Origin of the sequence: Caloranaerobacter sp. TR13, from assembly GCF_001316435.1 — a bacterium.
GTDB lineage: Bacteria > Bacillota > Clostridia > Tissierellales > Thermohalobacteraceae > Caloranaerobacter.
On record NZ_JXLL01000019.1, the window covers coordinates 1 to 24168 of the forward strand.

25 protein-coding genes and 1 riboswitch are annotated in these 24168 nt (G+C 28.7%); of the genes, 2 read left to right on the forward strand and 23 right to left on the reverse strand.

Going from position 1 to position 24168, the window contains the following annotated elements; genetic code table 11:
- Window positions 1-311: 311 nt before the first annotated feature.
- The 13 genes from TR13x_RS09720 to TR13x_RS09780 all read right to left on the reverse strand — a co-directional run bounded on the left by TR13x_RS09720 (window position 312) and on the right by TR13x_RS09780 (window position 13079).
- Complete coding sequence (locus tag TR13x_RS09720; RefSeq protein ID WP_054871740.1) at window positions 312-1007, reverse strand: hypothetical protein; 696 nt, start codon at window positions 1005-1007, stop codon at window positions 312-314.
- Between the two features lie 279 nt (window positions 1008-1286).
- Entirely contained in the window at window positions 1287-2864 is a 1578-nt protein-coding gene (locus TR13x_RS09725) for a sodium-dependent transporter (protein ID WP_054871741.1), read from the reverse strand.
- A 256-nt stretch (window positions 2865-3120) separates the two neighbouring features.
- A complete protein-coding gene (locus TR13x_RS09730; RefSeq protein WP_054871742.1) occupies window positions 3121-4392 on the reverse strand; it encodes an MFS transporter in 1272 nt (423 codons plus the stop codon).
- A 60-nt stretch (window positions 4393-4452) separates the two neighbouring features.
- The gene (locus TR13x_RS09735; RefSeq protein WP_054871743.1) at window positions 4453-4959 is read right to left on the reverse strand and encodes a hypothetical protein; all 507 of its coding nucleotides are present in this window, start codon (window positions 4957-4959) and stop codon (window positions 4453-4455) included.
- A 17-nt stretch (window positions 4960-4976) separates the two neighbouring features.
- Complete coding sequence (locus TR13x_RS09740; protein WP_054871744.1) at window positions 4977-5582, reverse strand: hypothetical protein; 606 nt, start codon at window positions 5580-5582, stop codon at window positions 4977-4979.
- Window positions 5583-5677: 95 nt separating this feature from the next.
- The gene (locus TR13x_RS09745; protein ID WP_082394855.1) at window positions 5678-6298 is read right to left on the reverse strand and encodes a thiamine phosphate synthase; all 621 of its coding nucleotides are present in this window, start codon (window positions 6296-6298) and stop codon (window positions 5678-5680) included.
- Window position 6299: 1 nt separating this feature from the next.
- Window positions 6300-7613, reverse strand: a complete 1314-nt coding sequence (thiC, locus tag TR13x_RS09750; protein WP_054871745.1) for a phosphomethylpyrimidine synthase ThiC — start codon at window positions 7611-7613, stop codon at window positions 6300-6302.
- Window positions 7614-7629: 16 nt separating this feature from the next.
- Window positions 7630-8649, reverse strand: coding sequence for a thiamine phosphate synthase (gene thiE, locus TR13x_RS11380; protein ID WP_082394856.1), 1020 nt, complete (start codon window positions 8647-8649; stop codon window positions 7630-7632).
- A gap of 19 nt (window positions 8650-8668) precedes the next feature.
- Window positions 8669-9775, reverse strand: a complete 1107-nt coding sequence (gene thiH / locus TR13x_RS09760) for a 2-iminoacetate synthase ThiH (RefSeq protein ID WP_054871746.1) — start codon at window positions 9773-9775, stop codon at window positions 8669-8671.
- Window positions 9775-10551, reverse strand: a complete 777-nt coding sequence (locus tag TR13x_RS09765) for a thiazole synthase (protein ID WP_054871747.1) — start codon at window positions 10549-10551, stop codon at window positions 9775-9777. The genes thiH and TR13x_RS09765 overlap by 1 nt, the downstream gene beginning before the upstream one ends.
- A 2-nt stretch (window positions 10552-10553) precedes the next feature.
- Complete coding sequence (thiF, locus tag TR13x_RS09770; protein ID WP_054871748.1) at window positions 10554-11360, reverse strand: sulfur carrier protein ThiS adenylyltransferase ThiF; 807 nt, start codon at window positions 11358-11360, stop codon at window positions 10554-10556.
- A gap of 1 nt (window position 11361) precedes the next feature.
- Complete coding sequence (gene thiS, locus TR13x_RS09775; protein ID WP_200905853.1) at window positions 11362-11556, reverse strand: sulfur carrier protein ThiS; 195 nt, start codon at window positions 11554-11556, stop codon at window positions 11362-11364.
- Between the two features lie 125 nt (window positions 11557-11681).
- Window positions 11682-11790, reverse strand: a riboswitch (TPP riboswitch).
- 107 nt (window positions 11791-11897) lie between these two features.
- Window positions 11898-13079: an SAM-dependent methyltransferase gene (locus TR13x_RS09780; protein ID WP_054871750.1), complete on the reverse strand. Its 1182-nt coding sequence runs from the start codon at window positions 13077-13079 to the stop codon at window positions 11898-11900.
- 278 nt (window positions 13080-13357) lie between these two features.
- Here TR13x_RS09780 and safA point away from each other — a divergent pair, with 278 nt between their 5' ends.
- Together safA and TR13x_RS09790 are read left to right on the forward strand one after the other, a co-directional pair.
- Complete coding sequence (gene safA / locus TR13x_RS09785; protein ID WP_054871751.1) at window positions 13358-13981, forward strand: SafA/ExsA family spore coat assembly protein; 624 nt, start codon at window positions 13358-13360, stop codon at window positions 13979-13981.
- 132 nt (window positions 13982-14113) lie between these two features.
- Window positions 14114-15778, forward strand: a complete 1665-nt coding sequence (locus tag TR13x_RS09790) for a DNRLRE domain-containing protein (protein ID WP_054871752.1) — start codon at window positions 14114-14116, stop codon at window positions 15776-15778.
- 31 nt (window positions 15779-15809) lie between these two features.
- On the opposite strand, the gene TR13x_RS09795 is transcribed toward TR13x_RS09790, so the two are convergent.
- The 10 genes from TR13x_RS09795 to TR13x_RS09840 all read right to left on the reverse strand — a co-directional run bounded on the left by TR13x_RS09795 (window position 15810) and on the right by TR13x_RS09840 (window position 24127).
- Entirely contained in the window at window positions 15810-16748 is a 939-nt protein-coding gene (locus TR13x_RS09795; protein ID WP_054871753.1) for a dipeptidase, read from the reverse strand.
- Window positions 16735-16926, reverse strand: coding sequence for an HsmA family protein (locus TR13x_RS09800; protein WP_054871754.1), 192 nt, complete (start codon window positions 16924-16926; stop codon window positions 16735-16737). The genes TR13x_RS09795 and TR13x_RS09800 overlap by 14 nt, the downstream gene beginning before the upstream one ends.
- 18 nt (window positions 16927-16944) lie before the next feature.
- Window positions 16945-17361 (reverse strand): secondary thiamine-phosphate synthase enzyme YjbQ, encoded by a 417-nt coding sequence (locus TR13x_RS09805; protein ID WP_054871755.1) that lies wholly within the window; start codon window positions 17359-17361, stop codon window positions 16945-16947.
- Window positions 17362-17410: 49 nt separating this feature from the next.
- Entirely contained in the window at window positions 17411-17632 is a 222-nt protein-coding gene (locus TR13x_RS09810; protein ID WP_054871756.1) for a helix-turn-helix transcriptional regulator, read from the reverse strand.
- Window positions 17633-17641: 9 nt separating this feature from the next.
- Entirely contained in the window at window positions 17642-18187 is a 546-nt protein-coding gene (locus tag TR13x_RS09815) for a DUF2975 domain-containing protein (protein ID WP_054871757.1), read from the reverse strand.
- Between the two features lie 195 nt (window positions 18188-18382).
- Window positions 18383-19180 carry an ABC transporter permease subunit gene (locus TR13x_RS09820; protein WP_054871758.1) on the reverse strand — a complete coding sequence of 266 codons (798 nt, stop codon included), beginning with the start codon at window positions 19178-19180 and terminating at the stop codon, window positions 18383-18385.
- Between the two features lie 48 nt (window positions 19181-19228).
- Window positions 19229-20026, reverse strand: a complete 798-nt coding sequence (locus tag TR13x_RS09825; RefSeq protein WP_054871759.1) for an ABC transporter permease subunit — start codon at window positions 20024-20026, stop codon at window positions 19229-19231.
- Between the two features lie 3 nt (window positions 20027-20029).
- Window positions 20030-20914 (reverse strand): ABC transporter ATP-binding protein, encoded by an 885-nt coding sequence (locus tag TR13x_RS09830; protein ID WP_054871760.1) that lies wholly within the window; start codon window positions 20912-20914, stop codon window positions 20030-20032.
- Between the two features lie 369 nt (window positions 20915-21283).
- The gene (locus tag TR13x_RS09835; RefSeq protein WP_054871761.1) at window positions 21284-22489 is read right to left on the reverse strand and encodes an MFS transporter; all 1206 of its coding nucleotides are present in this window, start codon (window positions 22487-22489) and stop codon (window positions 21284-21286) included.
- Between the two features lie 309 nt (window positions 22490-22798).
- Window positions 22799-24127 carry an FAD-dependent oxidoreductase gene (locus TR13x_RS09840; protein WP_054871762.1) on the reverse strand — a complete coding sequence of 443 codons (1329 nt, stop codon included), beginning with the start codon at window positions 24125-24127 and terminating at the stop codon, window positions 22799-22801.
- Between the last annotated feature and the right edge of the window lie 41 nt (window positions 24128-24168).

The window sequence follows — 24168 nt, forward strand, 5'->3', positions numbered from 1 at the left end:
CATTTCCTGAACCTCTAGGAATTCTAGATATTTCTTCAAAATATTTAAACACAGCCTTAGGTTCCAAATTGTTTAAAATGTAATTCATAAAAAACAACCCTCCTCATTATATTTTCTTCTTACATAATATAATTATACTTTAACTAGAAATATCCTTTTTATCAGAAAAAATAGAGTGCCAAATTAGCACTCTATTTTTTTTGACCTTTTCCTATTCATATTATTTTGTACATTTTTTATTATTCCAGTAGCATGTCCTAATATCTGCATCTAAAGTTCTAAAAATAATTTTTTATAATTATTTTTATTTTCTATACAAATAAGTCTTTAGCTTTTATTGCTCTATATGATTGAATAAATACTAAAATTAATAAAACAGTTGCCAAAATAGGCGGTATAACAGTCAATAAAGTTGCCATAGTATGAGATAAACCAGTATAGTTTAAAGTTTGATTTACAGCCTCTTTATAATTTAACAGTACAAAAAATCCATATCTTATCCATATAAAAGATGTCATTATAGATACAGGTATCACTGTTAAGCTTAAATTAAATCCAGTTAATGATCTATTTTTTATTCCTCTGATCCCTAAAAAGATAGGTACAAAAAATACTGCTGGTAAAATAAAGCCAAAATATTGTGGTGATAATGCTAAAAATAAAACAGATGTAAATAAATATACTCTAAAATACTTATTGATATAACCAGTATCTCCAGTAAAATCTGCTTTAGCTGCTTTTAAATACCTTATGTAGTAATTTAACTTACCGTTTAATTCTTTAGAATCTGCATTTACTCTAAATTCTTTTAATAATTCTTTGCCTTTTTTTACTAATGAAGTATAAACATTTTCTAAATTATCAGATACTTCAATATCTTTATACTCATTAATTAAATCCTTTACCGTTTGAAGAAATTTTTCTTTTTTCTTTTCATTTATTAGATTGGTTTTTTCTATTTTTGCAGATAATTGCTCTAAGACTTTTAATATTTCTATTGTATTCATTAAATCACCTCTATGTAGTTATGGTCTTTAGTCATTCGCTATTCGTCTAATTAAAAGACTAAAAACTAAAAGCCTAAGTTTTTATAAAACTTTTGACATTACCTAAATATATTATATCTCATTTAGGGCAAAAATCCCCATCATTTTGATGGGGATTTTCTTATTCTTTCTTACCATCTTTTAATAATGGTCTTAATGTTACAAACATGGAAACAAATATAATAGTCCATACTGTAATCATAAAACCTAAAGCAGCACCAGTCATAATAACATTCCTCCTTATGAACGGATCAATATCTTGCCTTCTTCTAACTCATTACCATATTTATTCTTAATTGAAATATATGATTGTATAAATCCAGCTATTAATACAACAATTACAACTATTCTACCAGCTATTACCCAAGGTATTAACTGTGGTTTATCAACTACAAAAGAAGGTATTAAATTAAAGTATCCATCTTCGATATAAGCTTTTGTTGAGAAGAATAGAAGTAAAGCAACTGAAATAGGAGCTATAACCCTAATAAATATATTGAAGAACCATGATGGAACTTTCCATAAAGCTCCTCTGTTTAATTCTTCTAATGCTTTTTCTCTCATTAACCAACCAACAACTGCAACCTCTATTAAACCTAGAACTAATAATAGATATGAACCAACCCAGTTATCTACTTCAGTTAAATACATAAGATCAGCAGTTTTAGTTAATATTGGCTCAAGACCTACTGGCAATCCAACAATTACATATCCAAAGAAAATAATCCATGCAGCTTTAGATCTTTCAATTTTCAAATCCTCTTCAACCAATGCAGTTAAATAGTTGAACATAGCTATCGCTGAAGTAAATCCAGCAAAGAATAATAACAAGAACCATAATGCACCGAACAACTGGCCTCCAGCCATTGACCTAAATACATTTGGTAGAGCAATAAATGATAATCCTACTCCTACTGCTACTCCTTTAGGTCCTAAAAATGCATATGCTATAGGTATAACAGCAGTACCACCTAAGATTATTTCTGCAAACTCATTTAATGAAATAGTTGCTAATGATGAAACTACAACGTCATCATCAGGTTTTAAGTATGAAGCGTAGTTTGCTATAATACCCATACCGATTGATAATGTGAAGAATATTTGTCCTGCCGCAGCTAATGCAGCTGTCCAATTAAGTTTTGAGAAATCTGGATTCCAAATATAATTTAAACCTTTTAATGAAGACCAATCAGGATTAACAGGACTTCCTAAAGTTAAAGCCCTTATAGCTAGTATAATTCCAAATACATATAACACAGGCATCATTAATTTAGCCCAGCTCTCAATACCTTTTTGAACTCCTCTAGTAACTGCTAATGCAAGACCTAATAACGCTATTATCCAAAATATAAATACTTTTGGACTTTGAATATAATTTACGAATATTTCACCTGTTGATTTTGCAGCATCCATATAACCACCAGTTACTGAAAGATAACTATAACCTAAAGTCCAGCCAATTATTTGATTGTAATATGAGTTAACTAACAATGTAACTGCAAACGCTAAAGCACCTGCTAGTGCACCAATTATTGCAGCATTTTTTGGCTTTGAGCCTTCTCTAGCCTGTAAATACACCATAGGACCTAATGTACCATGACCATATCTTCCACCAAAGCGACCAAGATTCCATTCAACTAACATTACTGGAATACCAATCATTATAAGTGCTGCAAAATATGGAATTAAAAATGCGCCACCACCATTTTTGGCAGCTTGATATGGGAATCTCCAGAAGTTACCTAAACCAATAGCGTTACCAGCCATTGCTAGTATCAAACCTAACTTTGATCCCCAATTTTCTCTGTTGTTTGCCATAAAAATCCTCCCTCCAAGTTTTAATTCAACTGTTAGTTATATTATATGACAGGTATCGACAATTTTCAAATGTTTTTTACTATTCTGAAAATATTAAATTGTGTAAATTATCTAATTTGTAACGTTTTCCTGGATTAACTTTTTTGGAAAGTTATTTTTTTAACAAATTAATCCTAAGTACAATTGTTAATATATGTAATTATTTTATTTTTATACAAAAAAAATGGCCTGAGGCCATTTTAAATTTTATTTATTCTTATGAATTACTCGGAATATTTTGTGAATCACTAACAAGACTTAACAATCTATTAATTATTAACATACTTATCCCTACTACAAGGAATAGAACCTGTATTGAAAACTTATCAGCTATAAATCCAAATAATGGTGCAAAAATAACTACAAACAGCGATTTTAATTGACTATCTATTGACATAACAGTTGCTCTTTCATCTTTATTCATATAATCTCCACATACATCAACAACTAATGGTCTCCTTCCATCTTTTAATATATATAAAATAAAATACAATCCTACTACTAAATATATCAGTTTAATTTTAATTGCAAAATACAATGCTATAGATAATAGCCCCATAATATCAAATGAAATTTGCATAAGCTTGCTTGAAGTAAAGTACTTGTTTAATCTATATATATTCCTCGAAGCTATTGAACTAAATATATAGAATATTCCATACGTAACACCTAAAATTACCTTTATTTGACTATCTGAGTCTAGGTTTGCAATATATGAAGCTCCCATTAATAAAATAGTAGTTTGTAAAATCGGCTGTATATAGTCTTTTATAGTCTTAAAAATTCCATTGTATAATGACGAGCTAATTAAAACTTTTACTAATATTTCATTTTTAAATATACTTTTTAGTTTTATAAAACTGTTAACAAAAAACTTTTTAATACTTAAATCACTTTCATTCTTTTCATTTAAACTATTAGGATAACTTAAAATTAATAAAAAATCTAAAATATAAGGTAAAATACAAATAAGAAAAATCCATCTCATTGCAGGTAATTTTAAAACAAAAATTATAGATAAAAATGCTGAAATTGATGAACCTAAAAGTGAAAATGAACGAGTTCTTCCATATACAAATCCTTTATGAGAAAACCATCCTTTTTGCTCTAAATATGAATATATCATAGCCTTGTGCGTGCCAGACCTAAACGCTTCACCTAAACCAAAAAATATCATAGCTATGATTATTATTAAATAATTGGTACTTAAGAAGAAAAATATAAAAGATATAATATAAAATGTAAAACATATTAGTAATTCTGTCTTTTTACCATAACTATCTGCAAAAATACCTGAAGGAACTTCAAAAATATATGTTACTATCTCCCTTATTGCAAATAAAACCCCTACTTTAAATAAACTCAACCCATTAGCTAATAAATATATATATAAGTACGGTTCAAAAAATTTTAGGTTTTTCAAAAAACCATAAAAACAAAATTTCCAAATTTGTCTATCTTTTTTTATTTCAGCATAAACATTTTGCATATCTTCTACCTCCATATTAACGTATTAACCAGAATGTCATTTGATGATTGATAATTATTATTAATTCAACAAAACTATTCTTATTCCTCTAATAGTTATTAATTTTGAACAAATATTTAATAATTTCCTCATATGCTTTTTTACTCTTATACTCCAAGTATTCTCCTTTGCTGCTCTTATTCTTTCTAATCTTTTTGAAAAACAATCCTCTTTTATAGCTCTCTCTATTACTTGATAACAATTATAATAATTCATAAAATATGTTATATTATTAAATTTCCTCTTTATCTCATAAATCTCAGTAGATACAACTGATTTCCCAGCATAAATATATTCATAATACTTTATTGGATCGCCCCCCTTAATCATGTTTGTTAATTTAAACGATATCATTGTCAAATTAAACTGTAATAAATAATATGGAAGCTGTGAATAGTCTTTGTGCTCCAAAATTATTAAATTTGGATGCTTTATACTTTTTTTATAGTATCTGTTTTTACCTATAAGAACAACTTTATACTTATTTGCTATTTTACTTATAAGTTTATAATCTAACCAAGATGCCAAAGTACCATAAAAACCTATTACTTTTTCATTTGAATTAATAAGTGGAAAGTCATTTGGCTTAGGTAGTTTTTTTGAGCAATTTTAAAATGTTCGTAATCTGCTCCATTAGGGCACATGAAAACAGACTTATTGTATTTTTTATAAAATTTAAATAATAATTCTGAAGTACAAAATATTATCTTTACACAATTAACAGCATTTTTTAAATCAACTGTCCAAAAATAAAATTCGTCAACTAGCATATCAATACCGTCAAATACAATAAAATCAAAACCATTTTTATAATATTTATAATGTTTAGGATAAGAAAACCATAACACTTTCTTACATTTTACTAATTGGCTATAGTCAGTATTTACTCTTATTACAAATAAATCATCATTTACTTTCAAGATAAGTTTATTTAATTTTTTATATGCTTCACCTGTTATAAAAATACATCTCACATTATCTATTTTGGAAAAAGCAGTAGCAATTTGCTGCGACCTTTGATATAGTAAATACCAATCTATTACAGGCGGAAAGATAATTGTGATCTCTGGTGCTTCAGGTTTTATATTTATAGCTTTGATATTTTTAATACAATTTGGGTTTATTTCTTTATCAGTATCAGCAAAAACCATTTTTAAATATTCACTCCTATTATAAAATCTTATACAATATTCTATGAATTTATTTTATATAGTTTAAAAAAACTGAAGGAAACTTCCTTCAGTTTTTAACTTACATCTTTATTTTTTAAACAGAATATTTTTATCTTATTATTTAATCTCTTAACAGACAAAAACGGTTCTGTTGATGCCATTATATATGACATAACTGCAATTCCATCAGCACCTGCAGATAAAACTTTATCTATATTTTCAGGATTTATACCCCCCAATGCTATTACAGGAATTTTAATTTCCGCCTTTATTTCTTCAATCATTTTTATACCTTTTGGTTTTAATCCTTTTTTACAATCTGTCTCAAATATATGACTAGCCAAAATATAGCTTGCGCCGTGTTTTTCAGAAAGTATAGCTTCTTCTAAACTGTGTACAGATACACCTAAAAGTCCTTTAAACTCAATTTTTTCTTTTATAAATCTATCGAAACTTGTATGAAAACCAGCTGCTAGTATATTTTTTGCAATATCTAGATTACCATTAACTATTAATGGTATATTATAGCTACTAAGGATGTTTTTTAATTTAACTGCAATAGGCAGAAGTTCATCATAAGATAAATCCTTCTCCCTTAATATAACAGCATCTACTCCACCTTTTACTGCATTTTCTATTACTTCATAAAAGCTGTCTTTTTTAATGATTTTCCTATTAGTAATAAGGTAAAGCATCTTAGTCGTCCTCTCTTAAAATATTTATATTTTTACCCTGCATTACTTTGTTTATATTTCTCATAGAACACATTTTCCCGCACATTGTACAGCTATCTTCATGTTCAGGCATAGATTCTCTTCTATACCTTCTTGCCTTTTCAGGATCAATAGCTAGTTCAAACATTCTTTCCCAATCTAAACTTTGTCTTGCTTTACTCATTTCATAATCCCATTCTTTTGCACCCTTAATATTTTTTGCTATATCAGCAGCATGTGCAGCAATTTTAGAAGCAATAATACCTTCTTTCATATCATCTAATGTAGGAAGTCTTAAATGTTCAGCAGGTGTTACATAGCATAGAAAATCTGCACCATTTGCAGCTGCTATAGCTCCTCCTATAGCACTTGTAATATGGTCATATCCTGGTGCAATATCTGTTACTATAGGTCCTAATACATAAAAAGGTGCTCCATGGCAAAGTTTTTTTTCAAGAATCATATTGGCAGCTATCTCATTTAAAGGCATATGTCCAGGTCCTTCTATCATTACCTGCACATTTCTTTCCCATGCCCTTTTTGTAAGCTCTCCAAGCACTATAAGTTCCTTTATTTGACTTGCATCTGTTGCATCATTTATACTTCCTGGACGACAAGCATCACCAAGACTTATAGTTACATCGTATTTTTCACATATATCTAAAATTTCATCAAAGTATTCGTAAAATGGATTTTCCTTATTGTTTAATTCCATCCATGCATATAATAAAGAGCCACCTCTTGAAACTATATTAGTAAGTCTTTTATTTCTTTTAAAAACTTCAGCAGTTTCTCTATTTATACCTGCATGGATTGTCATAAAATCTACACCATCTTGAGCATGTTTTTCTACAACCTTTAAAAATTCTTCAGCTGTTATATCTTTAAGCTCTTTATCATAAAAGCCGACTGCATCATATACAGGTACAGTACCTATCATAGCAGAAGACATATTGATTAGCTTTTTCCTAAACTCTTCGGTTTTTCCATAAGAACTTAAATCCATAATTGCTTCAACGTTCATTTCAAGAGCTGTTTTTACTTTTTCTAACTCCTTTTCGATATTATAGCAATCCTTTGAAATTCCTAAATTGACATTTATTTTAGTCCTTAAGCTCTCTCCTATCCCCTCTGGATCAAGTGAGTTATGGTTTTTGTTAGCAGGTATTACAACCTTGCCTTGTGCTATCTTTTCTCTTAAAACTTCAACATCTATTTTCTCTTTTTTTGCAACTAATTCCATTTCCTTAGTGATTATGCCTTTCTTAGCGGCGTCCATTTGAGTTGAATAATTCATATTCCATTCTCCTTTTCTATATAGTTTTTAGTAATCTTCTTATACTCTTTATTTTTTTAACTATGTTCGGCGAGCCAACAATTTCAGATATCATAGCGAAACATTTTCCGCCGTATTTTTTAACTTCTATAATATTTGACTCTTTTATCCCTCCTATTGCCACACACGGAATTTGAATGTTTTCTGAAACCCATTTGAGATACTTTAGTCCTTCAGATTTTTCTACATTCTTTTTAGTTGTAGTGTTAAATATAGGCCCTACTCCTATATAATCTGCACCTTTTTTAACCGCTGTTTTAGCCTGCTTAATATTGTGTGTTGATAGCCCTATAATCATATTACCTGCTATTTTCCTGACTTCTTCTATAGGCATATCATCTTGTCCCAAATGAATTCCATCAGCTTTTACAGCAATAGCTATATCTACATCATCATTAACAATAAAAGTTACTCCACTATCTTTTGTTAGTTTTCGAATAGCCTTGCATTCATTATATTTCTCAAGTTTACTTTTTTCTTTTTCTCTATATTGAATAATTTTTATTCCAGCCTTTATCATTTCTTCTACTACCTGAATATTAGTTCTCCCTAAAGAAAATTCTTCAGCAGTAATTCCATATATATCAGTATCGAGAAAATCTTTTTTTAACCCAAATTTTTTCTCCAAATCATAAGATTTATATCTTAGGCTTTCGTATATTTTAGATTTATCATAATACCCTAAAATCTTGAGAGATTCTTCAATACTTCTCAAACCTTCTTGTACTCTTTTAAAATTCGCTTCTACTAAACTTAATAAATCTTCTTTGTTATCGATAGTACTGGATTGAGATATGTTAAATCCCAAATCATTGCATGAATCTCTAAAAATTAGCAGTTTAGAATCTAAAAAACTCTTTCTAACAAGATGACGTATTTCCTTAAGACTTTTAGACATATTGTAGTCTTCTAAAATAAATCGAGATATGTCTTCTAAAACTCTCAATCCTTCAGAAGCTCTATTGATATTTGCATCAATCATTCTGTAAATATTCATAAAAAACACCTCAACATTACTAATCTATATGCATCCAATCTTTAAATACCGGCTGATATCCCCTTGCTGATATTGCTTCTTTCATTTCTATAACGCTTCGTTTATCAGATATTTCAAACTGACTATCACTTTTTGTCTTAGACGAATGGCCACCAACTTCTGTAGATACTCCTGCTGACATTTTAGTAATTCCTAATGGGATTAAGTTGTCCCTTAGTTTCTGATTTTCTCTTGTAGAAATTGTAATGCCAACACGGGGTAGAAAAAGTCTTAAAGCCAGTATTATTTGAACTAAGTTCTTATCACTTACCGGATATATATCTTCATATACTCCTATATGAGGCCTTATTCTCGGTAGAGAAACGCTTACTTCCACATCAGAATATTTATCCTGTAGGTATTTTGCATGAAGCCCTGTCATGAAAGTTTCTTTTCTCCAGTCGTTTAAACCTAGAAGAGCTCCTATATTGACATTTCTCATTCGAGCTTTACATGCCCTTTCAGGAGCATTTAATCTAAATCTATAATTTTTCTTAAGTCCAGCTATATGAACTTTATCATATATATCTTCATCGTATACTTCTTGATAAATAGTAAGCCCGTCTACTCCTGCTTCAATAACTTCTCTGTATTCATCCTCTTTGAGAGGATATATTTCTATGGAAATAGAATCAAAATATTTTTTTAAAATTTTTACTGCATCGATTATATAAGAAACAGGAGTTTCTTTTCTCGATTCACCTGTTAATATTAGAATATGTCTAAGACCTGTAGATGAAATTACTTTAGCTTCTTCTTCTATTTCTTCAAAAGTCAATTTTTTTCTCTTAATTTTGTTCTCTATATTAAACCCACAATATGAGCATCTATTAATACAAAAATTAGAAAGATATAACGGCGTATAAAGAAGTATTGTTTTGCCAAAACTTTGAATTGTTAACCTATGTGCTTTTTGTGCCATCTCTTCTAGATATTTTTCAGCTTCATTTGACAAAAGAGCCAAAAAGTCGTATTCATCAATTTTATCTTTGTTTATTATCCTAAATATATCTGATGATGTTATGTTTTCTAAAAACTTGTTAAATTCAAAATTCTTATATTTTAAATATTCACTATAAAAACTCATTATTTCTCACCTTCGTTTAAAAATCCTGTAAGTGGCGAAGAAGCTTCAGCAAACTTCTTTTCAGGTCCTAATTTAGAAATATAAGCTAATCGACCAGCTTCAACTGCTAACCTGAAAGCCTCTGCCATTTTAACAGGGTCTCCAGCAGTAGCAATAGCCGTATTAACTAATACTGCTGCTGCGCCCATTTCCATAGCTTCAGCTGCATCAGAAGGTTTACCTATACCAGCATCTACAATTATCGGCAAGTCTATTTCATCTATCATAATCTGTATCAATTCTTTAGTTTTAAGCCCTCTATTTGTACCTATAGGTGCTCCTAATGGCATAACTGCCGCTGCTCCAGCTTCAACTAGCCTTTTAGCAGCAATTAAATCTGGACTCATATATGGAAGTACTATAAATCCTTCTTTTGCTAATGTTTCAGTAGCTTTGATGGTTTCGTAATTATCTGGTAGAAGATATTTATTATCCGATATTACTTCTATTTTTATCCAATTTCCACACCCTAAAGCTTTTGCTAGTCTTGCTATTCTTACTGCTTCTTCTGCATTTCTTGCACCAGAAGTATTAGGAAGTAAAATGCAGTCTTTAGGTATATACTCGAGGATATTTTCTTCTTTAGAATTTATATCTACTCTTCTTAATGCCATAGTAATTACCTGCGATTTAGAGGTTTTTACTACATCTGGAATTATTTTTTTACTCGGAAATTTGCCTGTCCCTATAAATAACCTGCTTTCAAGTTTAACTCCACCAATAACTAATTTATCCATTTTTATACATCCCTTTCATTCATAATAAGTCTTAGAACGGTATTTGCCTGATGATTAGCCGCTATGCATACTCTTGGTGCCATTAGACCACATCCCGGCTTTGCTTCTTTTATACCGTCACCTACCAGATAAAAATTATCTTTAATTTTTCTAGTTATTATTGTATTGTTAGAAAAGTAGCCAGCTAATCCAGAAGCAGCAACAACAATTTTTTCAGGCATTTCATTTAGTACTGTATTTACTAATGTTGCTTTAGAATGAGGATTGTCAAAAGCTTCTACTATAATGTCAACTTCTTTAAAAATTTCAGTAATATTGTTTTCGTCCAAATACGCATTTTTTATGTCTACATTAACAAATGGATTGATTTGAGTAATGATATCTTTCATAGCATCTGTCTTAAACATACCTATATGTTTTACAAAATATTGCTGCCTATTTAGATTACTAGGTTCAACTACATCAAAATCTACTAAAAGAAGTCTGCCTATACCTATCCTTGCTAACGAAATTGCCACATTAGAACCAAGTCCGCCAAGTCCTGCAATACCTATATAAGCCTTCTTTACTCTTTCATGAACTCCAGGTGTATGACGTGCAATTAATAGAGCTTCTAATTCATCTTTATTGGGAATTTCACCACGTTTAATCAATGTTAATCTATCATTTTCCTTTAAAGCCATATCTTTTTTTATAATAAATCCATTTAATACCACTATATCTGCATCTTTTTTTACATTGTCTCTTACTTCAAAGGCTGTAGTGCCTTCCCTTATACTAAAATTTCTTTCATTTATAAATATGTTCAAATTAACCGCCTCCTACAAAACTCACTATTTCAACTTTATCTTCTTTATTTATTATTCTATCTGTATACTTTTCTTTAGGAACTATTTCAAAATTAACCTCTACAACAACCTTATCTTTATCTATCCCAAGACTTTTAAGAAGATTATCTATTGTTATTTCTGTTTCAAAACTCATTTCTTTTCCGTTAACTATCACCTTAATCCCTCCTTTCTGCTAAATTGGCAAATTGAAAAGAAAAAGGGAAGCTATCTAACGCTTCCCTCATAACCAAATAAGTCTGTATAAATAAAAATCACAAATTCCTAGAGAATTTGTGATAAATTACGAACACAAAACTTCCCTACGATGGTATTACCCACATCAGGTTATGAGGGTCAGAGATAACATCTCTTTCTCAGCCTATCACTATAGGCTCCCCTAGTTGTGCAAATATTCTATTTAAAAAGTTCTACAAAGATAATAACACATGTTTTTAAATTTTACAACTAGCAGAAACACTTCTTATTGTATCTACTATTTTTACTCATTTTATAAATCTATATATTATCTTTCAATAAATCGGTAAGTTCATTGCCAAAAATTGATTCTACATAAAGATCATCCAAATTCCAAAATTTCTTAAATTCAACATACTCTTTAATGGCTTTTTTATTATAATTAGATTTTTTAACCGCACGAATCATGATATTTTTAGGAGTATGTTCCATGTCTATAAACTCTAATATTTGAGTCGAATATCCTAATATCTCTAATACATTTCCCCTTATACTATCAGTAATTAAAGATGAAAGTCTCTCTTTTATTATCCCATGTTTTAGCATAGGCATCATAATAGGATTATTAATTTTTGAAAACAGTTCATGCTGACAGCACGGGACAGAAAGTATAATTTTCGAATTCCACATAACAGCTTTACTAAGTGCAGCATCAGTAGCTGTATCACAAGCATGCAGTGTTACAACCATATCAACCTTCTCAAAATCATTAAACCCTTTTATATCTCCATGTATAAATTTAAGTTTATCATAATTTAAGTCTCTAGCTACCTTATTGCAAAAATCTATAACATCTTTCTTTAAATCTAGCCCTACTATATTAACATCTAAACCTAGAATATCTACTAAATAATAGTAGAGTGCAAAAGTTAAATAAGACTTGCCACACCCAAAATCAACTATATTAAAACTACCTTTTATTTCTGCCTTTGATATAACATCTGAAACAATCTCTAAAAATCTATTTATTTGTTTAAATTTATCATATTTTTTTGAATACACTTTGCCTTTTTCATTCATTACTCCTAATCTAATTAAAAATGGACATGGTTTTCCTTCCTCTATTACATAGTTCTTTTTACGATTATGGCTTAAATCTACTAAACTTTTTGTTGGCTTCTTCTTAAGTATTTTAACTTTATCTCTTTTGCTAATTAAAATCTGATAATCAGCTTCTGTTGTAAATAAAACAGCCTGCCTAAAATATATATCTATTAATCTTTCAATCTCCTTTGAAGACTCATTCAAATCTATATTTTTATGCATAACCTTATTTTTATAATAATATGTAAACTGTATATTTATAGAATTTTTAATTAATACTGGCTTTATCGTAACTTTTGAAAAATTCTCTTCATCTTTAACTCTTACTTTACTCAAAACTCCATATATTAAGCTATTTTTACTAATAATATCATGAAATAATTTTCGTATTTCATCCATCTACGTATCTCTCCTTCAGCCGCTAATATACTTCAGTATATCAAAAGGTTTATTTAATATGCAAGGTATGAAAAATATGTTATTAAGGTTTATTAAATAGAAATTTGTGTCTTTATCAGAAATAGTTAAAATGCAATTTAAATTTTTGAAATTTTATCCTAAGTTAGTTTATATAAACCATTCTAAAATTAATTTATATGTTTAACATAATTTATATAACATATTCTAAACAATTTTTTATAAAACTATATTTAAAACTATATATTTAAGGTGATTATATGAAGAAAAAAATTATTATTTTATCATTTATACTAAGTTTTTTATTAATTTCTATACCTGCTTTTGCACAACAAACAACTTATACAGTAAAATCTGGGGACAGTATGTGGAAAATTGCTGTTAAGTTCGAAGTTGGACTTAGTGAACTTATTTCAGCAAACCCACAAATAAAAAATCCTAGTTTAATATACCCTGGACAAAAACTTAAAATACCAGATATTAGCGACATTAAAGCACTTGAAAATGAAGTTATAAAATTAGTTAATATAGAAAGGTCTAAACGAGGGTTACAACCTCTTAAAGCAAATTGGCAACTTTCAAGAGTTGCAAGATATAAATCACAAGATATGATAAACAAGAATTATTTTGGACACTATTCTCCAACTTATGGTTCTCCTTTCAAAATGATGGAAGATTTTGGTTTGAGATTTACTGCAGCAGCTGAAAATATAGCTAAAGGGCAAAGAACTCCAAAAAAAGTTATGAGTAGTTGGATGAATTCAGAAGGTCATAAAAATAATATATTAAGTCCAATATACAACGAAATAGGTGTTGGTGTAGCAAAGGATAAATATGGAATGTACTATTGGACTCAAATGTTTATGAAAGCAATTAGAAAATAAGTCAAGGGCACTGCCCTTGGCTTTTTAATTTAATAAATATTTTTATAGGGCACACATTTCTTATTTAATAATATTCTATAGTAGAATTATATTTTTCTCATTGATTAATATATAAAAAAGCAGGTGGTGAATATGCAAAAAACAATATCCATTTCTCCAGTAATGGATACTTTTATAGACAGTCATTTAAAAGGTAAAAATTTTTCAAATCAAACTCATTACTTTCTAGGATACTTTAATTTAGCTATAAAATACCGGATATTATTAAAATTTGATTTAAGCAGTCTTCCTAGGAAATGTAATATAATTAGTGCAAAGTTAAAACTCTTTTGCGTACGAAATGACTACATGAAACAAGAAAACATTTTTGACGTACACCCTATAACCCAAAATTGGGATGATAAGAAAGTATGCTATTTTAATCAGCCTTCATATGATAAGAGTAGAAAAGTACAAGCCAAAATTGATTGCCATCTTTGGGAATCTATAAGTTGGGATATAACTGAATATGTTAAAGAATGGTTAAAAAACCCAAGAAAAAACTTCGGTATAATTATAAAAGCTGAAAATGAAGAAGATAGTGCATCTTTATTAGGTTTTTGTAGTCAGAAACATAGTAGTAAAGATTGGCGACCTAAATTAGAAATTACATTTACTACAGAAGAAAAAAGAAAAGTATATATAAAACCTATGCCTAAAATAGCTATCCTTACCCCACAATTTCTCGAATGGGATGGTAATAGATGTTTATTTGGTGGTGGAGAGCGATATTTGATTGATTTAGCAAAACTTCTAATAAAACTTGGATATCAAGTAGACGTTTTTCAGCCATCTAACCCTACAGAATGGGAAAGAACTTATGAAAACGTTAAAATAAAAGGAATTGGAAATTCAGGTTTTGATCAAGATTTCTTTATAGAGCTTAATAAAAAATTTTATAAAATAACTAAAGATTATGATTATCATATATATTTCAATATGGATGTAACATACCCGCATGTTTTCCCCAACTCTATTTGTATAAGTCATGGTATTTGGTGGGATTCATGTGAACGTCAATGGTGGCGTTCTAAACTCTGGTATAGTAGATTTTTTCAAGGTCTTAGCCAAATAGACTTGCTTGTATCTGTAGATACAAATACAATAAATTGGTTAAATGCAGTTAATCCAAATCTTAAATGTAAAAAGGTATATATACCTAATTATGTAGATTTAGAGATATTTAAACCAAACAATTCTAATTCAACTAATAAAAAATATATTAAAATATTATATCCTCGTAGATTGCATCCAGGTAGAGGATGGACTGTTTGTAAAAAGGTGGCTGTTGAGCTAGTTAATGAATATAATAATGTTGTTTTCTCATTCGTCGGAAGAGGCACTGAAGAATCTGAAGAGCACATGAAAATTTTTGCTTCTAAGCATCCTCGTATAGAATATACTTGGTATCGAATGAATGAGATGTATAAGGCTTATAAAGATGCGGATATAGTTCTTATTCCATCCATATATTCAGAAGGAACTTCACTTTCACTACTTGAAGCTATGGCTTGTGGAAAACCAATAATTGCAGGGTTAGTAGGAGGACTTACAGATTTGATAATCCACGGTTACAATGGATATTTAATAGAGATAAATAAAGAAAATTTGAAAAATACAATCATTAAGCTTATAAAAAATCCTAAGCTAAGAGAAGATATGGGGAAAAATGCTCGTAAAATATCTGAACAGTTTTCTAAAGAAATTTGGGAGCAACGTTGGAAAGAAATAATACTTCAACAGTTCCCTATAAACTAATAATGTAAATGAGTCAAGGGTATCCCTTGACTCATAGAACTTCTTTAATAATTCTTTCAGCATTTTTAAAAAATATCTTTTCGATTTCTTCAGATGAAAAACCATTCTTCTCTAATGCACATAATAACTTATTCATTTCTCCGATATTACCAATCTCTAATTCACAATTAATGCCATCATAATCAGACCCAATGGCTATAACATCAATTCCTCCAACTTTTCTAATATACTTTATATGTGTAACAATATCTTCTATTCGACTTATAGAACCATTACTTAAAAAATATGAACAAAAATTAATTCCCATTACTCCACCTTTTTCAGCAAGTATTTTTATCATTTCATCCGTCAAATTTCTTGGATGGTTTCTTACAGATCGGGCATTTGAATGAGATGCTATAAATGGCTTTGTAGATATCGATGCTACATCAAAAAAACCTTGATCTGATAAATGAGAAACATCTATAATCATCTTAAGTCTATTCATTTCTCTTACTACATCTTTACCAAAAGGTGTGAGCCCTTTAGTCATATATTCTTTTTTATAATTTGGATAACCAATTTGATTAGGATAATTCCATGTAAGAGTTATTAACCTTACACCTAGTCTATAAAAGTTTCTTAAATTATATAATTTCCCTTTTAATATTCCACCTTCCTCTATTGTAAGAAAAGCTGATATTTTACCATTTGCTTCGTTTTTAATCATTTCTTCATAATTTCTAGCTATTGCAATATTTTTATTATTTTTTTCAATCTCATGATAAAACCTATCTAACATTTCTAAGCAATGATCAAAATAATTGTCTTTTTCTTCAATATCTATATAAAGAGCAAAAAATTGAGCTAAAGAATCTGCTTTAATTAACTTTTCAAGGTCAACATGAAAATCATTTTCTCTTAGGCCAGTTGACTTATTAGATATAATAATTTTACTCATTGTATCGCAATGCAAGTCAATTAATCTCATTTATACTCCCTCCACTTATTTTTCCCATAAGTGTTGTTCCTAAAGTATCAAAAACAAACCCTATCCAAAAAAATATTAAATGCCATACTTTAAGTATACCAGCTATTTTTTCGCTCCACACTCCAATAGTATAACAAATCAATGCACATGTTATAAAAATAATAGCAAAATTTAACATAAATCTACCCCTTTACTTCTATTCTCCTATAATCTTTACTAAAACTCTCTTTCTCCTTTTTCCATCAAACTCTCCATAAAATATTTGCTCCCATGGGCCAAAATCTAATTTTCCATCTGTTATAGCCACAACAACTTCTCTTCCCATAATTGTCCTCTTTAAATGTGCATCTGCATTATCTTCAAATCCATTATGGTCATATTGATCATAAGGCTTTTCTGGAGCTAGTTTTTCTAAAAAGCGTTCAAAATCCCTATGTAATCCTAGTTCATCATCATTTATAAAAACACTTGATGTAATATGCATAGCATTGCACAAAAGCAATCCTTCTTTAATACCACTCTCTTTTAAACATTCTTCAATTTGAGGAGTAATGTTTATAAAAGCTCTTCTAGTTTCTGTTTTAAACCATAATTCTTTTCTATAGGTTTTCAAAATATCGACCTCCTATAATTTTATTGAGTTTTTAAAATAAGTATTAACTTTAAACTTCTTCCTGCTCATCAGCTACATATTCCAAAATATCTCCAGGTTGGCATGATAAAACTTTGCAAATCGCTTCTAAAGTTGAAAAACGAATAGCTTTTGCCTTACCTGTCTTTAAGATTGATAAATTAGATTGAGTTATGCCAATTCTATCAGCAAGCTCTTTAGAGGTAATTTTTCTTTTTGCCATCATAACATCTAAATTTACACGTATGCCCATTTTAACCTCCTAAATAGTTAATTCATGTTCTTCTATAATAGACAATGCTTCTTTGTATACTCTATGAATTATAAACAAAATTGCTGATATAATGAGAATTTGACGATCATAAGCTTTAGGACTAATTCTTATATAATCTGGTAATCCTCCTATATGTTCTTCAAAATAAAAAGCTGCTAAAGATAAGAAAACTCCTTTAAATAAAGCTACAAATAATAGTGTAATCGATGTCAATTTTAAATCTTTTTCAATTTTTCTACTAAAAATTTTGTTTTTACTTAATTCTGAAAAAATACGAATTCCATAATATAACACAATACACATACTTAACATCAGTCCTAATAAAGGAAGCATAATTTTATAATTGGTAAAAATTAAAGGATCATAACTGAATTCAAATACTTCAAATTTAAATGTAATGCTAATTAAATTCCTAACTTTTTCAAATACCATTGCAAATATAACACCTATAGATGCCATTACCATCAAGACTAATCCAATAATACACAAAATTCGTAAGAAACTAGATATAGATTTCTTTCCTACTGTTTTCATAAAACCACCTCCAATTAAATTAAAACATTTATATTTTCGTTTGTCAATTATTTTTTATTGTTTTTCAATAATTTATTGTTGTTTTCTAATAAATAGTAACGCCTTAGAGATATAAATTCTCTAAGGCGTAATACTTCTTATACAAATTCTCTTTCTCATTTTTCCATCAAAATCTCATAAATAATTGAATATTAATTAAATATATATATCTCTTTTTGAATAAAACCTGTATGTTACTCCAAGTAATACACCAATAATTGCAAATGATAATATTATATAGCCTATGTTAAATCCATCACCAAATATTAACTCCTTTGCTTGAAAATACTTAAAAGGAGTAATGTATTTTAAGAATTTAACCTTATCGTTCATATCTATATAAACTGATAATATATAAGTTCCAAGTAATATTGCAGTAGCTCCTGCAGTGGCTACCTTTGTTTTTTTACTGATTGCACCCATTGCAGTGCCAATAGCCACAAATAACAATTGTAAAATAAACATTGCTATCATAAGTGTTATTATTTCTTTGTTTATAGGCTCTCCTTTGTTATAATAATTTACAAATATCATTGAAAATATTAATGTAGCTATATTAAATATCAGTATATTAACTAGTGCTGCTAACAACTTTGATGTAACTATTCTTACTCTTGTAGTTGGTTTAGTTAGTAAAAATTCTGCAGTTTTATCTCTCTCTTCTTTAGAAATAATGGTAGCACCCAACATTGAAGCGTGAATTGTAGCCATTAATACAAAATATATAAATAATACTGAATAATATCCTTTTACCTGAGTTAAATTTATTGTGCCTATACCCCATATTGTCTTCAAAACCTCAGGCAAAGATTCCATCATTTGATTAACTAAATCCCCAGATTCTGCAAAAGCTGCATATTTAGCCATTCCGCCTGCTGTCAGAACAAATAAGCTAATACACCATATGATAAGGGATTTTCTATTAGCTTTCATTTCTCTTAAGAATATATTCATTTGACCAGCTGACCCCCTTTGTGGTAGACATTGTTTCTATTTAAATTATTAAATAGAAGCAATGTCTTTTTTTGAATATAATATATAACTTCCACTAATAGCAACAACTATTAAAACTATACTTAGAATGATAAATTTAACTTCATATTTTCCATTTTCAATAATGTATGCTAAATCAAAATATTTGAATGGGGTAATGTATTTCATTTTTTCTTCACCAATTACCGAACCAAACATTTCTATTATATAAAATCCAAAAACTATACCTAGTGAGATTGGTAATACTGATTTTATCTTTTTCGCTAAAGCAGAAACTAAAAATCCTAAAGCAATAAATATTAATTGTATAAAAAACAAAGTAATCGACATCATGAAAAATATTTTCTTATTATATGGCTCAGAGACTATTGTTTCTACAGATATAAATGCAGCTATTAAATAAAATATATTAGTTATAGCAATACTTGTTATTGCAGCTAAAAGCTTTGATGTTACAATTTTGTTTCGTGTTATAGGCTTTACTAGGAGAAAATCTGCTGTTCTTTCACGAATTTCTGCAGATAAAATACCTATCCCTAAATTCATAGCTTGAATCGCACCACTTAGTAATATAAATGAGAATGTATAACCATAAAAACCAAGAAGCGTAGTAAAATCAAAATCAGATATGCCAAATGCTTTTTTAAACTCTTCTGGAAAATTTTTTAATATTTTTTCCATTACATCAGCATCTGCTGAAAAGGCAGGAAACAAATTTATGTAAAGTAAAACTACTGCGATTAGTGATAATGTCCATATAATGGTTGATTTTCTGTGAATCTTCAATTCATGCAAATACATATTCATAGTTTAGTCCTCCTTCTCATAATAATGCATAAATATTTCCTCTAAAGAAGGTTCTTCAACTAATAAATTTGTAATTCTTATACTATATATTTTTTCAATTATACGATTGATATCTCCTCTATACAAGAAACTGATAACATTATCTTCAATTTTTAAGTCACTTACACCATCTATATTGAAGTAATTTTTATCTATATTATTTAATATTTCAACTTTGAATTTCTTATAATTATGTTCTTTCAATGTCTTAATATCTTCAACTTTTATCATTCTACCTTCTTTGATTATACCTACACGTGTGCAAATTCGTTGAACTTCACTTAAAATATGTGAAGAAAATAGAACTGTTGCACCTTTTTTATTTTCTTCTAGTATTAATTCAAAGAATTTCTTCTGCATAAGTGGATCTAACCCACTTGTTGGTTCATCAAGAATTATAAGTTTTGGCTCATGGAGTAACCCTTGAACAATTCCAACTTTCTTTTTATTACCAAATGACAAATCTTCAATCTTTTTTGTAAGGTCAAGATCCATGATTTCTGATAGTTCTTTGATTCTTTTACTACAGTCTTTATTATAAAAGCTAGCAGAATAGTTCAAGAGATCAATTACTTTCATGTTATCATAATAAAACACTTCTGATGGTAAATACCCAATATCTTTCCTAATCTCAGGTCCATATTTTATACAATCTTTGCCAAATATTTTAGCACTGCCACTAGTAGGATAAATCAATGACAACAGTGTTCTAATAGTTGTTGACTTTCCAGCACCATTAGGTCCGATAAAACCAAAAATTTCTCCTTCTTCAACATTGAAACTTACATCAATTATACCTCTAGATTTTCCATAATACTTTGTTAAATTATTAATCTCAATAACACTCATTTTAAACCCCCCTGTCATTATTTACTTATACAATTTCTAACATACTAAGTAGTACAGCAATAAGATTTTATATTTTTCAAAACTACTATAATATTTTCTTAATATTTTGAAATTTTTGCGCTTAAACTGTATTAATATAATACTTACCCCTTTAGCCCCTCCCATAACCTTCTTTTAATTATATCTATTCAAAGCATCTGGAAAATATTAGATTTGATACAACTTCTTTGTTATATGATATCATAAATAGTATTTTATAGATAGGATTTATCTATTTTCATATAGCAACATGCCATATTGATTATTAACATTTTTTTCAAAATTAAAAACTAAAAACCATTGAGATAACTAATCCCAATGGTTTTCGGTCTATATATTTTGTTTTTTTAATTTCACTTTATTCGTCTTAACTATTAATATATAACTATTTACCAATGCTATAGCAATTCCCAATACACCTAAATATCTAAAAGCAGTACTTAAAGAATACGTATCTCCTATATATCCTATTAAAGGGAATATAGTTATCATAAAAAAGCTAAATACCATACTAGAAAAAGATAAAATTGTTGCCCTATTTTCACTTGGAATCATTTTATTAATATAGTCACCCATTGCAACATATAACGTTCCTTGTGTTACCATTAATAAAATAAAGAAAATATAATGGTACTTACTTAGAGCTATTCCCCATATACTTACTGCTGTAAGTAATGGAGTTATTAGTAAAATACCTCTTTCTTTTATTTTTCTTTCTATTTTATGAACTTGAGTTGCTACTAATGCAACTGCCACAGATGATATAGCATAAATAAAACCTATCTTAGCTTCATTATAACCATCTGCTTTTAAATAATTTTGTAAATAAAAGAAAATGCATGTTCCAAATGTTGAAATAAATTCTGTAAAAACTATTAAAAATGCTATTTTAGGTCTATTTTTTATTACTGTTATACTACCTTTTAACTGACTTATAAATATATTATCTTTTTTTTCTTTTATTTTTCCTATACTTGGCTCTTTAAATGTAAAGGATTGAAGTATAGTTATTGCTCCTATTATTATTGTAAGTATAAAAGCTATATCATAGCTTTTAGTGGCTAAATATCCACCAACTAAAAAAGAAATAATACTTGCTAATTGAAAAAATACCTCTTTATTACCATTTAGTTTCATATAGCTTTCTTCTTCACCTATCTCTTTTAGTGAATCATATATTAGAGCGTCTCCTGCACCTGACTCTAAGTTATAAGATAATGCTGTAAATATAAATGATATTGCAAATAAAATAAAGCTATTTGAAACAAGTAATAATATAACACTTATTAATGAAAAAGTCCTACCTAATATCCTGCTTATTTTTCTACCAAATATATCTGCAACTGCTCCTGTTGGTACTTCCATAGTAAATGAAGTAATATGAAATATCGTTTCTAATAATCCTAATTGAGTTAAACTCATACCTTTAGAAGCAAGATAGAGCATCCATATTCCTCTTGTTAAATCTATATTTTGTAATAATATAAATACATAATTTCTATTAACATTTTTCTTTAATTGCACTCTATTTTCCATATTTTATTCTCCTTCGGATGTTAAAAAATACCTTACTTACTCTCTAGTTCTCAAAAATTCCATTTATATATCTCCCTCTAAAATCTCTATAAACCATTATTAAGCCTTAAACTCCACCAGTTCATATCCATTATATTTCAAGTTTTTGCAAGTGTAAATATCATTAATTCAAATATTTACCTGCATTTTTTAGACGTACATAATTACTCAAGTCAGAAAAACCCAGCAACCACCTATCACTTTATTTAGTCTTTTCTCAAAAAAAAAGAGAGTCCTGATAATAAAGACTCTCAAATCTTAATATATTTTTTATTCAGCATTCAATCCAGCTAAATTAAGAAGATTCCATGGCTTATTAAAATGTGGCTGGAAGAAGAAATCAACAAATGCCAATTCATCTATAGTCATTTTATTTTGAATAACTATCGACATAGTATTTATTGACTGAGTTAAATCTGCTTTTGAAATAATTTGTGCACCTAAAATCCTTCTTGATTTTCTTTCGTAAACTACTTTAAATACTGCAGAATCATAAGTCGGCATAAACTCAGGACGATAGTTGTCTGTAACTATCACAGTTCTGTAATCAATTCCTTTTTCCTTCGCTAATTCCTCGGTAAGTCCTGTCGAGGCTATATTATACTCATAAATCTTAATTCCAGAGGTTCCTTGAGTTCCGATATATTTAGTAGTTGGATTTACTAAGTTTTTAGCAACTAATGTTCCCATGCGCAGAGCATTTGTAGCAAGTGGAATATATCTATGTTCCCCAGTTGGATTATAAATAACTGAACAACAATCACCTGCTGCAAACACATCTTCTTTACTTGTACGCATATATTCATCAACTATAATGGCTCCATTATCTAGCATCTCAACCTGTCCCTTTAAAAGTGCTGTATTTGGTTTAAATCCAATACATATTATCACTAAATCTGCTTCATACTCACCCTTATTAGTTACAACTTTTGAAACTTTTCCATCTTTTCCCATAAACTTGTTTACGGTTTCACCTAGTGCTAATTTAACACCTCGATCTAAAAAAGCTTTTTCTACTACATTTGTAAACTCTTTATCTAAATATTTAGCTAAAATACGCTCTTGCATATCTATTAATGTTACGTTCTTACCATTCATTTGAAAAGCCTCTACTAGTTCAATTCCTATATATCCTGCACCTACAACTACAATATTTTTTGCATCTTTTGATTTTTCAATAATTGTATTTAAATGATAGAAGTTTTTTGATAATAATATATTCTCAAGATCTATCCCTTCTATTCGAGGAATTATTGGCCATGAACCTGTAGTTACAATTAATTTATCATAAGTATCCTCAAACTCTTCATTAGTTTCTAAATTACAAACCTTGATTTTTTTATTATCCGTATCAATATCTAATACATCATGAAGCATTTTAGTATTTACACCTAAAGCTGCTAATTTCTCAGGTGAAGAGTAAAATAATCCCTTAGGATCTTTAACCACTCCTCCAACATGTAATGCAATACCACAGGATAAAAAGGATATATTATCATTTCTTTCATAAACAGTTATTTCTGCATCAGGATATAATTTTTTTGAATTTAATATAGCTGCCGTTCCAGCATGTGTACATCCTATAACAACTATTTTCATAAATCCAACCACCCTCCTAACCTAAATATCATTTATTATAT

Excerpts from the sequence above, each read along its gene's own strand:
- TR13x_RS09720 (WP_054871740.1), bottom strand. The coding sequence starts at position 1,007 with ATGAATACAATAGAAATATTAAAAGTCTTAGAGCAATTATCTGCAAAA.
- TR13x_RS09725 (WP_054871741.1), bottom strand. The coding sequence starts at position 2,864 with ATGGCAAACAACAGAGAAAATTGGGGATCAAAGTTAGGTTTGATACTA.
- TR13x_RS09730 (WP_054871742.1), bottom strand. The coding sequence starts at position 4,392 with ATGCAAAATGTTTATGCTGAAATAAAAAAAGATAGACAAATTTGGAAA.
- TR13x_RS09740 (WP_054871744.1), bottom strand. The coding sequence starts at position 5,582 with ATGGTTTTTGCTGATACTGATAAAGAAATAAACCCAAATTGTATTAAA.
- TR13x_RS09745 (WP_082394855.1), bottom strand. The coding sequence starts at position 6,298 with ATGCTTTACCTTATTACTAATAGGAAAATCATTAAAAAAGACAGCTTT.
- thiC (WP_054871745.1), bottom strand. The coding sequence starts at position 7,613 with ATGAATTATTCAACTCAAATGGACGCCGCTAAGAAAGGCATAATCACT.
- thiE (WP_082394856.1), bottom strand. The coding sequence starts at position 8,649 with ATGAATATTTACAGAATGATTGATGCAAATATCAATAGAGCTTCTGAA.
- thiH (WP_054871746.1), bottom strand. The coding sequence starts at position 9,775 with ATGAGTTTTTATAGTGAATATTTAAAATATAAGAATTTTGAATTTAAC.
- TR13x_RS09765 (WP_054871747.1), bottom strand. The coding sequence starts at position 10,551 with ATGGATAAATTAGTTATTGGTGGAGTTAAACTTGAAAGCAGGTTATTT.
- TR13x_RS09780 (WP_054871750.1), bottom strand. The coding sequence starts at position 13,079 with ATGGATGAAATACGAAAATTATTTCATGATATTATTAGTAAAAATAGC.
- safA (WP_054871751.1), top strand. The coding sequence starts at position 13,358 with ATGAAGAAAAAAATTATTATTTTATCATTTATACTAAGTTTTTTATTA.
- TR13x_RS09790 (WP_054871752.1), top strand. The coding sequence starts at position 14,114 with ATGCAAAAAACAATATCCATTTCTCCAGTAATGGATACTTTTATAGAC.
- TR13x_RS09795 (WP_054871753.1), bottom strand. The coding sequence starts at position 16,748 with ATGAGATTAATTGACTTGCATTGCGATACAATGAGTAAAATTATTATA.
- TR13x_RS09800 (WP_054871754.1), bottom strand. The coding sequence starts at position 16,926 with ATGTTAAATTTTGCTATTATTTTTATAACATGTGCATTGATTTGTTAT.
- TR13x_RS09810 (WP_054871756.1), bottom strand. The coding sequence starts at position 17,632 with ATGGGCATACGTGTAAATTTAGATGTTATGATGGCAAAAAGAAAAATT.
- TR13x_RS09815 (WP_054871757.1), bottom strand. The coding sequence starts at position 18,187 with ATGAAAACAGTAGGAAAGAAATCTATATCTAGTTTCTTACGAATTTTG.
- TR13x_RS09820 (WP_054871758.1), bottom strand. The coding sequence starts at position 19,180 with ATGAATATATTCTTAAGAGAAATGAAAGCTAATAGAAAATCCCTTATC.
- TR13x_RS09825 (WP_054871759.1), bottom strand. The coding sequence starts at position 20,026 with ATGAATATGTATTTGCATGAATTGAAGATTCACAGAAAATCAACCATT.
- TR13x_RS09830 (WP_054871760.1), bottom strand. The coding sequence starts at position 20,914 with ATGAGTGTTATTGAGATTAATAATTTAACAAAGTATTATGGAAAATCT.
- TR13x_RS09835 (WP_054871761.1), bottom strand. The coding sequence starts at position 22,489 with ATGGAAAATAGAGTGCAATTAAAGAAAAATGTTAATAGAAATTATGTA.
- TR13x_RS09840 (WP_054871762.1), bottom strand. The coding sequence starts at position 24,127 with ATGAAAATAGTTGTTATAGGATGTACACATGCTGGAACGGCAGCTATA.